The sequence below is a fragment of the Stenotrophomonas sp. genome (genome assembly GCF_031995405.1).
GTDB lineage: Bacteria > Pseudomonadota > Gammaproteobacteria > Xanthomonadales > Xanthomonadaceae > Stenotrophomonas.
Genome location: NZ_DAMAGC010000077.1, coordinates 1 through 11,150, shown reverse-complemented (window position 1 = coordinate 11,150; position 11,150 = coordinate 1). Strand labels below are relative to the sequence as shown.

The following is an 11,150-nucleotide window of genomic DNA, read 5'->3' as shown; positions in this document are numbered from 1 at the left end:
CACGCTCGGCTGCCCCCCAATCACCGCTCACCCCCGATGCCGCACCAGCAGCTGCGTCATCAACGCGCGCAACGCCGGTGGCCGTACCGGCTTTGACAGGAACCCCCAGCCGTTCTCCGCCGCCTGCGCCTTCAATCCATCATCGCGCTCGGCGGTGACCAGGATCACCGGGGGTCGCGCCTGCCACAGCCCACACAACTGCTCATACAGCGCCGGGCCATGCCACTGGCCCATGCGCACATCCAGCAGCAGCAACTGCGGCACGTTCAATGCCGAGGCGATCTCCAGCGCGGCCTGCGGGCCATCGGCCAGCTCCACCGCGCAGCCCCAGCGTTCCAGCAGGGCGCGGGTGGCGGCGCACACGCGCGGGTCGTCATCGATGCTCCACACGCGGCAGTGCCGCAATGGACTGTCATCGCCGGCGTCAGCCGGCACGGCCGGCGCCGGCGTCGGCGCCACAATGGCCGCCGCATCGCCCAACGGCACGCATACCGCGAACACACTGCCGCGGCCCAGCGTGGAGTGCAGGGTGATGCGATGCCCAAGCAGGCGCCCGATCCGCTCCACGATCGCCAACCCCAGCCCCGCACCGCGTTCCTGTTCCACGCCATCATCCAGCCGCCGGAACTCCTCGAAAATCTCGACCTGCAGGCTCTCCGGGATGCCCGGCCCTTGGTCGTGCACCTCGATGCGCAACTGTCCGCCCTGCCGGCGGCACCCGATCAGCACGCGTCCACGCGGGGTATAACGCAGCGCATTGGAAAGAAAGTTCTGCAGGATCCGGCGCAGCAATGCCTCATCGCTGACCACCACCGCACGCGTGTCCACCCAACGAAGCTGCAGGCCGCGACTGTCGGCGGCGATGCCGAATTCCCGCGCCAGCGTCTCCAGCAGCGGCGACAGCGCGAAGACATGCACGTGGGTCTGCAACGTGCCCGATTCCAGCCGTGAGATGTCCAGCAGGCTGGTCAGGATGGCATCCTGCGCGGCCAGCGCGGCGTCCACGTGCTCGCTCAGCGCGCGCGCATCGCCGTGCAGCTTGCCGCGCAGCACCGAGACGAACATGCGCGCGGCGTTCAATGGTTGCAGCAGGTCATGCACGGCCGAGGCGACGAAGCGTGATTTGTAGCGGTTCGCCCGCTCGGCCTCGCGGCGCGCTTCGTCCAGGTCGCGGGTGCGTTCGGCCACGCGGTGCTCCAGCGCATCGGCCAGCGAGCGCAGTTCACGCGCGGTGTTCTTGTAGGCGGTGATGTCGGCATAGCTGGTAACGAAGCCGCCGTCGGGCAGCGGATTGCCACGGATCTCCAGCACCGTGCCATCGTCTTTTTCGCTCTCGCGCATGTGCGGGCGGCCACTACGCAGGTGGTTCAGGCGACGCTCGATCGCCTCATCGATCGGGCCGGGACCGAGCAGGCCACGGCGCGCGTTGTAGCGGAAAATCTCTTCGATCGGGCGGCCGACCCGGATCAGCCCAGGTGGAAACCTGAACAGCTCCAGGTAGCGCGCATTCCACGCCACCAGATTCTGTTCGTTGTCGATCACCACCACGCCCTGCGGCAGGTGGGCCAGGCTGCGGCTGAGCCCGCTGTCGGCCTGCTGGGCAGCCTGCAACACGCCGTCCTGGGCGGTGCGCAGTTCCTCGGCATGCTGCTTGAGTACGCTTTCCAGCTCGCGCCGGCTGCGCTGGCGATGCGCGTCCAGCCGCCGCCGCTGCTGCACGAACAACACCAGGAAGCCGAGCGCCAGCCATGCCGCGCCGCCGCCGATGGCCGCGCTGCGCCCGGCGCTGGTGGCCGCACCGGCATCGTGCAGCAGGTGCAGGTTCCAGTGTTCTTCGGGCAGTGCCAGGCTCTGCCAGAGCATGCGTCCGGGCAGTGCCGGATCGAGCAGGCGCACCATCCGCCCGCCATTGTCGAGCACGTCTTCGGTGCGCACGCGCAGCGGCTGCAGCGAGCGGTCGGCATACTGCCGCGCATCGAGCATCTCGCGGCGCTCGGCGCCGCCCAGCGGGCGCAGCAGGCGGTAGCGCCACGCATCGCGGTTGGCCAGGAACACCACGTCGTGCTCATCGCTGGCCAGCACCACGTCCGGGCTGGGCAACCACTCCTGCTCCAGCGCGGACAGTTCGATCTTGATCACCACCACGCCGACGCGCACGCCGTCTTCTTCGATCGCCTGGGACAGGAAGTACCCGGGCACGCCGGTGGTCATGCCGATGCCGTAGAAACGGCCGCGGCCGGTGGCCAGTGCCTGCCGGTAATAGGGGCGGTAGCTGTAGTCCTCGCCGACGTTGCTGCTGCGCTGGTCCCAGTTGCTGGCGGCCACGGCCACGCCATCGTGGCCGACCAGGGTCAGGGTGGAGGCGCGGGTGACCTGGTTGGCCCGCTGCAGCTTGAGGTTGAGCCGCTGCCGTGCGGCGGCGTCGGGCACGTTGAGCAGCGCACGGCGCAGGTCCGGATCCAGCGCGAGGACCTGGGGCAGGGTGCCGAAGCGGTCGATGCGCTGCTGCAATCCCTGTCCGTACAGCTCCAGCTGGCGTTGCACCTGGGCACTTTCGGCGGCCAGCGCCCGCCGCCACGCATAGTGTCCGGCGGCGGCCGCGCACAGCAGCGTGCCGCCGATCATCAGCAGCAGGGTCAATAACAGGGTGCGGTGGCGGCCGAGCCAGTACATGGCGGCAGTCTACGGTCGTGCGGCGGGCGCGGTGTACACGCCCGCCGCGATGGGCCCGATCAGAAGTGCATCTGCGCGCGCAGTTCGAAGATATCCGGCTGGGTATGCACGCCTCGACGGCTGGCGTCGGCCTTCACGTAGTTGGCCTGGAACTTGAAGTGGCTGGTGAGGTACCAGTTCGCGCCCAGGGTCCAGTCGTGCTGGCGGCCACCGAACACGTCGGCATCGTCCAGGTCCAGGCGGCTGTAGCGCGCCACCAGTTCCACCGCGCCGTAGTCGTGGGCCGGCTTGATGTTGGCCACCGCGCCGGCGCTGTACGGGCGCGATTCGCCGGTCAGCACCCAGCTGGCCATGGCGTACTGTCCGTTGCCGGTGTAGTCCGGCTTGCCCTGGCGGGTGACCGTGGTCTGCAGGGCTTCGGCCTGCAGAGAGAACGGGCCCCGGATCCAGATGCCTTCCAGGCCGGTGCGGCGGATCTGGTCGGCGGTGGCCAGTGCGCCGGAGTCGACCAGGCGGATGTCGGTCAGGCCGGCTTCCGGACGGGCGCGCAGGCGCGCGCTGGCTTCATGGTGCACGTCGCGGCCATCGCTGTAGCCACGCGGGTTTTCCAGCGAATACGCCAGGCCCAGGTGGATCACATCGCCGGGCGCCTTCACCGGGGTCCACACCGCACGCACCGCCTGGGTGGTGCCGGGGTTGTCGCCCTGCAGGTCCTTGCCGCCGTAAGCGCCTGCCTGCAGCAGGTACTGCGGGCGCTCGAGCACCCATTCGGCACCGGTGCGGCGGCCTTCGTAGAACGCCTGCACGGGCAGGGCGGTTTCCAGGAAGCTGCCGGCGCGCGAGGAGGTGCCCGCATCCAGGCCGACCGGGGTCTTCATGTAGCCGAAGCGGAAACGACCGATGTCGCTGCCGAAGAAGGCCTTGCTCTCAAAGCGCACGAACACGTCCAGCCAGGTATCGGCCTGGAAATCGTAATAGACCATCGCGTCGAAGACGCCCTTCTTCTTCAGCGTGGCGCCGAATTCCTTGCGGCGCACCGCATCGGCGTCTTCGATGCCGCTGCCGCCGGAGAAATCGTTGAGGTCGTAGGCGATGTTGGCGGTGGCGGCCAGCTCGGTGCCATCGCTGAAGGCGACCTTGGTCGGCCAGTTGTCGAAATCGGCCGCTGAGGCCAGGGCAGGGGTTGCGGCCAGGCACAGGGCCAGCAGGGTCGGGGTCGGGCGCATGGAGGAGCAGCTCTCTGGGTTCATTGAAGCGGACAGGACAACAACGGCCGCAGCGCCGGAAACTGTTGCCCTGGAGGGCTGCGCGCGGTCACCAGCCGCCGTGGGGGAGGGCGGGATGGGCGCAGTGTAGGCATCCATCGCTGCCTGAACCGGGGGGCTAGTACCAATAGGTTATCTGCCTGGCGGTGACTCGCGCGTACAAATGCGTCCATCACCCGCCGCCGCTGCGGGGTTCACTTGGAACTGGCCTGCTGCTGCCGTGCGGGCCGGACGCAACAACACCGCTTCTCCGGAGTCCGCCATGCACGTACCCACCGCCGCCCCGCTGCCGGCCAAGCCGCTGCCCTTCTACCGCCAGCTGTATTTCCAGGTGGTGGTGGCGATCGTCCTGGGCGCCATCCTCGGCCACTTCGAGCCGGCCTTCGCCGAATCGCTCAAGCCGCTCGGCGATGCCTTCATCAAGCTGGTGAAGATGATCATCGCCCCGGTGATCTTCCTGACCATCGTCACCGGCATCGCCGGCATGACCCACCTGCGCACGGTGGGCCGGGTGTTTGCCAAGTCGATGGCCTACTTCCTGTTCTTCTCCACCCTGGCCCTGATCGTGGGCATGATCGTGGCGCACGTGGTGCAGCCCGGTGCGGGCATGAACATCAACCCGGCCGACCTGGACCAGACCGCGGTCCACAGCTACGTGGAGAAATCCCACGAGTTGACCCTGACCGGCTTTGCGATGGACATCATCCCGGCCACCCTGGTCAGTGCGTTCGTGGACGGCAACATCCTGCAGGTGCTGTTCGTGGCGGTGCTGTTCGGCATCGCGCTGGCCCTGACCGGTGAGAAGGGCCGTCCGGTGCTGACCTTCCTGGAGGCGCTGACCGCCCCGGTGTTCCGCCTGGTGCACATCCTGATGAAGGCCGCCCCGATCGGCGCCTTCGGTGCCATCGCCTTCACCATCGGCAAGTACGGGGTGGGGTCGCTGATCAACCTGGCCTGGCTGGTGGGCTCGTTCTACCTCACCGCGTTCCTGTTCGTGGCCGTCATCCTGGGCGTGGTCTGCCGCCTGTGCGGGTTCTCGGTGTTCAAGCTGGCCCGCTATCTGAAGGCCGAGCTGCTGCTGGTGCTGGGTACCTCCTCGTCCGAATCGGCGCTGCCCTCGCTGATGGAGAAGATGGAGCGCGCCGGTTGCGCCAAGTCGGTGGTGGGCCTGGTGGTCCCGACCGGCTACTCGTTCAACCTGGACGGCACCAACATCTACATGACCCTGGCCGCGCTGTTCATCGCCCAGGCCACCAATACCGAACTGACCCTGGGCCACCAGATCGCGCTGCTGCTGGTGGCGATGCTCAGCTCCAAGGGCGCCGCGGGCGTCACCGGTGCCGGCTTCATCACCCTGGCCGCCACCCTGGCCGTGGTGCCGGAAGTACCGGTGGCCGGCATGGCGCTGATCCTCGGCGTGGACCGCTTCATGAGCGAATGCCGCTCACTGACCAACTTCATCGGCAATGCCGTGGCCACCGTGGTGGTGTCGCGCTGGGAAGGCGCCCTGGACCGCGATCGCCTGGCGATGGCGCTGGATGGCCGCGAGGCCGAACTGCCGGCATTGGCCACCGACGACCTGCCGTCGCCGCTGACCGCCCCGGCGCGCTGAGGCCGCCGACGCTTGTGTGTGTTGCAGGGCCTGCCCACTCCCCCTGGATGGCGGGCCCTGTTTTTTTTATCGCCGCCACGCGGTGATGCGACCTGCCATCGGCATTCGCCGTGCGGGTTGCATACGCTGCCGAACGGCCGGGATTATGTGCGGTTGCAGCATGGCTGCGACAGCGTAGCGACAGGTCCATCCACGCCAACGGGGGTATGATCCCCTGTTCCTCTCGCCCATTCATCTGCAGAAAGCGATGTCCAACGAAGATTTCAAACAGGCAGCCCTCGACTATCACCGGCTCTCGCCGCCCGGCAAGATCAAGGTCACCGCGACCAAGCCGATGTTGACCCAGCGCGATCTGTCGTTGGCCTACTCGCCGGGCGTGGCGCATGCCTGCGAAGCGATCATGGCCGACCCGCAGCAGGCCAGTGAGCTGACCGCACGCGGCAACCTCGTCGCCGTCATCTCCAACGGCACCGCCGTGCTGGGCCTGGGCAACATCGGCCCGCTGGCCGGCAAACCGGTCATGGAAGGCAAGGGCGTGCTGTTCCAGAAGTTCGCCGGCATCGATGTGTTCGACATCGAGATCGACGAGAACGACCCGGACAAGCTGGTCGACATCATCGCCTCGCTGGAGCCGACCTTCGGCGGCATCAACCTGGAAGACATCAAGGCCCCGGAGTGTTTCATCGTCGAGCGCAAGCTGCGCGAGCGGATGAACATCCCGGTGTTCCATGACGACCAGCACGGCACCGCGATCATCGTCGGTGCCGCCGTGCTCAACGCCATGGTCGTGACCGGCAAGAAGATCGAGGACGTCAAGCTGGCCACCACCGGCATGGGCGCGGCGGGCATCTCCTGCGTCAACATGCTGGTCTCGCTGGGCTTGAAGCCGGAAAACATCTTGGCCTTCGACCGTGACGGCGTGATCCACACCGGCCGCACCGACCTCGACCCGGAAAAGGCGCGTTACGCACGCGACACCGACAAGCGCACGCTGGCCGAGATCGTCGACGGGGCGGACATCTTCCTCGGCCTGTCGGCCCCGGGCATCCTCACCGCGGACATGGTCAAGACCATGGCCAAGGACCCGGTGATCTTCGCCCTGGCCAACCCGACGCCGGAAATCATGCCGGAAGTGGCCCGATCGGTGCGTCCGGATGCGCTGATCGGCACCGGCCGTTCGGACTACCCGAACCAGATCAACAACGTGCTGTGCTTCCCGTACCTTTTCCGCGGCGCGCTGGACGTGGGCGCCACGGCGATCAACGAAGAAATGAAGATCGCCTGCGTGCACGCGATCGCCGCGATGGCGCGCCGCGAGGCCAGCGACCTGGGCTCGGCCTATGGCGATGAAACCCCGAGCTTCGGCCGCGATTACCTGATTCCGCGCCCGTTCGACCGCCGCCTGCTGGTGGAGCTGTCGGCCGCCGTGGCGCAGGCCGCGATGGATTCGGGTGTGGCTACCCGCCCGGTGGCCGACATGGGCGCCTACCGCGAGAAGCTGGCCCAGTTCGTCTACCGCACCAGCCTGATGATGAAGCCGGTGTACGACCGTGCGCGCGCCGACAAGCAGCGCGTGGTGTACGCCGAAGGCGAAGAGGAAGTGGTGCTGCGCGCGGTGCAGAACGTGGTCGATGAAGGCCTGGCGTTCCCGATCCTGATCGGCCGCCCGGACGTGATCGAATCGCGCATCGAGCGCCTGGGCCTGCGGATGAAGGCCGAGGTCGATTTCGGCATCACCAACATCAACGACGACCCGCGCTTCAACGAGTACTGGCAGTACTACCACAACCTCACCGGCCGTCGCGGCGTGACCGTGGCTGCGGCCAAGAACCTAATGCGCTCGCGCCCGACGCTGATCGCGGCGGTGATGGTCGCCCGTGGCGAAGCCGATGCGATGCTCACCGGCGTGGTCGGCCGCTTCCACAAGAAGCTGGGTTACGTGCGCAGCGTGCTGCCGCTGGAATCCAAGGTGACCTCCACCTCGGCGATGACCGGCGTGATCAACCAGCATGGCGTGTTCTTCTTCGTGGACACCCACGTGCAGGAAGATCCGACCGCCGAGCAGATCTGCGAAGCGACGCTGCAGGCGGCCTACCGCATGAAGCTGTTCGGGATCGAACCGAAGGTGGCGCTGCTGTCGCATTCCAACTTCGGCAGCCACGATTCCAAGGACGCGCTGAAGATGCGCACCGTGCGCAGCCTGCTGCTCAAGCGCAATCCGCGCCTGAACGTGGACGGCGAGATGCAGGGCGACACGGCATGGGACGAAGCACTGCGCCAGAAGCTGCTGCCCAACAGCACGCTGAAGGGCCGCGCCAACCTGTTCGTGCTGCCCAACCTGGAAGCGGCCAACATCGCCTACAACCTGGTGCGCGTGTTCACCGACGGCGTGGCGATCGGCCCGATCCTGATGGGCGTGGCCAAGCCGGTGCACATCCTGACCACCAGCGCCACCTCGCGCCGCGTGCTCAACATGACCGCGATCGCCGCGGTGGATGCGCAGATCCGCAAGCAGCTGGAAGCCGAAAAGAACGGCGCGTAACGCACCGCTCGTTTGGATTCCAGCTGCCAGAACGCGCCCTTCGGGGCGCGTTCTCGTTTCACGTAGATCCACGCCATGCGTGGATACCGCGCGCAGCGCGGAACAGCATCCACGCATGGCGTGGATCTACGTCGATTGCTGCGGTGCCGTCAACACGCGCCCGTTATGGCTCTGCGTAGATCCACGCCATGCGTGGATGCACTTCGCCTTGCACCATGCACGCCGCAATGCGGCATCGGCATAGTGTCAACGCCGGCCGGTGCCCGCCACGCGTTGATGCCATCGGTCCGGACGCATGGGCCGCGCTGCGCGCGCTATCCACGCATGGCGTGGATCTACGTTGATTGTTACGTGTTTGATCGATACGCCGACGGTTGCGTCAATCGTCGACATGCCGATGGCTACGTCGCCGATCAATATTCCCGTAGCCCGTTCGTCACCCCCCTGCAATCTCCCCGAGGCCCAATACCCCCACGCGGCCCGGCCGCGGCGGAGGGCCACCGGCTCCCGCCGCCCTGGGCCCGACCAGCCCCCCCCAATGGCCAGCCCGGAGTAGTCCCATGCGCAGTCGAACGACGAAACGCTATTTCCAGCAGCTGTTCGCGCTGTACGCCGGCCTGGTCGGCGCGCGCTGACCGACCGCGCTCTGGCGGCCGCGGGTCGTCCATTCTTTGCCCGTTGGGGTAGTGCCGGCCGTTGGCCGGCTCCTCCGAACGCGCGATCGGCAAGACAAGCACCCCCCTACGATGTGCGCGCAGCGCCGCATCAACGCGTCTTTACGTACGCCGCCCACAGTGCCGGCAACGCCATCCCGGTGCGCTGCGTCCACAACGCCGGCCCATAGTGGCCCTCGCGCAATGCCGCATCCAGCGCCTTCACCAAGCCCGGGTGCTGCCCCTCGCTCCACTTCAAAAACGCACCGGTGACCCGGTAGCCGGTATCGAAACGCTGCCCGTCCTTCACCGCCGTCGGCAGTGCCCAGCCGGCCGCCGCGTTGTCCCGCCCATAGCGGTCGCGCGCGTAGTCGGCGATGCCTTCCACCAGCCACCCCGGCACGCGTTCGTTGGCGTACTCGGGGTAGCCCTGCACGATGTGCATCGCCTCATGGGTCACCAGGTCCACATCATCCGGATGTCTGGCCAGCCAGCCCGGGTTGATGGTGATGGTGGCGGCCCCGTCGCCTTCGCCGACGAAGGCGACGCCGTCGTACGCCGGGTCGATCACGATGCGCGCCTGCGTCGGTGCGCCTGGATGGAAATCGGCGCGTTCGCGCAGGTAGGCCGAAAAGAACGTCTCGATGATCCGACCGCGCATCGTCGCATCCAGCGCATCGCCGGGGTCGCGGGAGGTCAACGTCACCCCCTCGCGCTGCTGGCTGCCCTCGAACGCCGCCGCATGGAACGCCAGCAACGCCAGCATCAGCGTCCCGGTAGTGCCGGCCGCTGGCCGGCTCCCCATGACCCCGTCGGCCATCCACCTGCAGAACGCCATCGCGCCCATGCTCAACGCTCCCCAACCGGCGCGAGCAATTCCACCTCGGCCAACTGCATTCGCCCCGGCCCGGCGATGCGCAGGCGGTACTCGGCATAACGTCCCGGCTTGGCGATGCCGAACGGGCGGGTCTGCTGTGCCCAGGCGAAGTCTTCGCCACGGCGCTGGTCCAGCGTGGTCCAGCGGCCACCGCTGCTGCGCGCTTCCAGCGTCCACTCGCCACCGTGGATCGGCGCGTTGCCGCTGGTCAGCGTGTACATCGACGGCACGCCATCGCTGATGCCGGTGAACGACACCGTGCTGGCACCCAGCGGCACCACGGTGCCGGCATCGTCATCCACCAGCGCCTGCAGCGCACGGCCATCGGCGCCATGCGCACGCGCGCCGCTGCCGAGCAGGTCATGCAGCAGGGCAGGGCGCTGGCCGCGCGCGGTGAGCGAGCGCGGCGCGTCGTCCGGGCCGCTGCCCCACGTGGAGGGCTTGGGCCCCATCACGAAGTCCAGGGTGGCGCCCTTGGCGATCACCTCGTGCGGCACCCATGTCTTGCTCCATGGCTTGCCGTTGATCTTCAACGACTGCACGTAGACGTTCTCGCGCGAGTTGTCCGCCGCGTTGACGGTCAACACCGCGCCACCCTGCAGCTCCACCAGTGCATGACGGAACGCGGGCGAGCCGATCGCGTACTCGGGCGAGCCCATGCGCAGCGGGTACAGGCCCAGCGAGGCCAGCACGTACCACGCCGAGGTTTCGCCGTTGTCCTCATCGCCGGGGTAACCCTGGCCGATCTCGCTGCCCACGTACAGCCGCGACAGGATCTCGCGCACGTGCTGCTGGGTCTTCCATGGCTGCCCGGCATACAGGTACATCCACGGAATGTGGTGCGCGGGCTGGTTGCTGTGCGCGTACATGCCCATGCGTACATCGCGCGCTTCGGTCATCTCGTGGATGGTGCCGCCATAGGAACCGGCAAACGCCGGGTCGGCGGTTTCCGGGGTGGCGAAGAACGCGTCCAGCTTGGCCGCGAGCTTGTCGCGGCCGCCGTACAGCCCGGCCAGGCCCTCGCCGTCGTGCGCGGCAGTGAAGGCAAACGTCCAGCCGTTGGATTCGGTGTAGTCATGGCCCCACACGCGCGGATCGTAGTCCTTGGCCGCCAGCCGCCATTGGCCGTCGGCCGTGCGGCCCTGGAAGAAGCCGGCCGCCGGGTCGAACATCGTGGCGTAGGTGCCTGCACGATGGCCGAAGTAGTCGGCCTCGGTCGCATAGCGCTCGCGTGCGGCGACGGTGGTCGCGCGCTTGGCCAGCGCCTGGGCCATGTTGGCGATGCCGAAGTCGTTGAGCGCCCCTTCCATCGTCCACGACATGCCTTCATGCACATCGGCGCTGGCGTAGCCGCGGAAGGTGGAGCGGTCCATGCCCTTGCGCCCGACATGGCGGTCCGGCGGCACCACGGTGGCGTTCTTCAACGCCGCCGCATAGGCCTCTTCCGGATCGAAGCCGCCGATGCCCTTCAACCACGCATCGGCGAAGGCCACATCCGAACTGGTGCCCACCATCAGGTCTGCGTAGG

At 67.7% G+C, this 11,150-nt stretch carries 6 protein-coding genes; 2 read left to right on the top strand and 4 right to left on the bottom strand.

What is annotated here, in order from left to right; translation table 11 throughout:
- Positions 1-27: 27 nt before the first annotated feature.
- Together RTO53_RS13525 and RTO53_RS13520 are read right to left on the bottom strand one after the other, a co-directional pair.
- Complete coding sequence (locus RTO53_RS13525; RefSeq protein WP_312238273.1) at positions 28-2,673, bottom strand: PAS-domain containing protein; 2,646 nt, start codon at positions 2,671-2,673, stop codon at positions 28-30.
- A gap of 59 nt (positions 2,674-2,732) precedes the next feature.
- Complete coding sequence (locus RTO53_RS13520) at positions 2,733-3,899, bottom strand: porin (protein WP_312238272.1); 1,167 nt, start codon at positions 3,897-3,899, stop codon at positions 2,733-2,735.
- 301 nt (positions 3,900-4,200) lie between these two features.
- On the opposite strand from RTO53_RS13520, the gene RTO53_RS13515 reads away from it, so the two are divergent.
- Both RTO53_RS13515 and RTO53_RS13510 read left to right on the top strand, forming a co-directional pair.
- The gene (locus tag RTO53_RS13515; RefSeq protein ID WP_312238271.1) at positions 4,201-5,550 is read left to right on the top strand and encodes a dicarboxylate/amino acid:cation symporter; all 1,350 of its coding nucleotides are present in this window, start codon (positions 4,201-4,203) and stop codon (positions 5,548-5,550) included.
- A 247-nt stretch (positions 5,551-5,797) separates the two neighbouring features.
- Complete coding sequence (locus RTO53_RS13510; protein ID WP_312238270.1) at positions 5,798-8,092, top strand: NADP-dependent malic enzyme; 2,295 nt, start codon at positions 5,798-5,800, stop codon at positions 8,090-8,092.
- Between the two features lie 765 nt (positions 8,093-8,857).
- Here the strand turns inward: RTO53_RS13510 and RTO53_RS13505 are convergent.
- A complete protein-coding gene (locus tag RTO53_RS13505; protein ID WP_312238278.1) occupies positions 8,858-9,511 on the bottom strand; it encodes a basic secretory protein-like protein in 654 nt (217 codons plus the stop codon).
- A gap of 83 nt (positions 9,512-9,594) precedes the next feature.
- A partial coding sequence (locus RTO53_RS13500) for a glycoside hydrolase family 92 protein (protein WP_312238269.1) occupies positions 9,595-11,150 on the bottom strand: 1,556 nt, incomplete at its 5' end.

What these genes read in the sequence shown, in the direction of transcription:
- RTO53_RS13525 (WP_312238273.1), bottom strand. Translation starts at nt 2,673, where the DNA reads ATGTACTGGCTCGGCCGCCACCGCACCCTGTTATTGACCCTGCTGCTG.
- RTO53_RS13520 (WP_312238272.1), bottom strand. Translation starts at nt 3,899, where the DNA reads ATGCGCCCGACCCCGACCCTGCTGGCCCTGTGCCTGGCCGCAACCCCT.
- RTO53_RS13515 (WP_312238271.1), top strand. Translation starts at nt 4,201, where the DNA reads ATGCACGTACCCACCGCCGCCCCGCTGCCGGCCAAGCCGCTGCCCTTC.
- RTO53_RS13510 (WP_312238270.1), top strand. Translation starts at nt 5,798, where the DNA reads ATGTCCAACGAAGATTTCAAACAGGCAGCCCTCGACTATCACCGGCTC.
- RTO53_RS13505 (WP_312238278.1), bottom strand. Translation starts at nt 9,511, where the DNA reads ATGCTGGCGTTGCTGGCGTTCCATGCGGCGGCGTTCGAGGGCAGCCAG.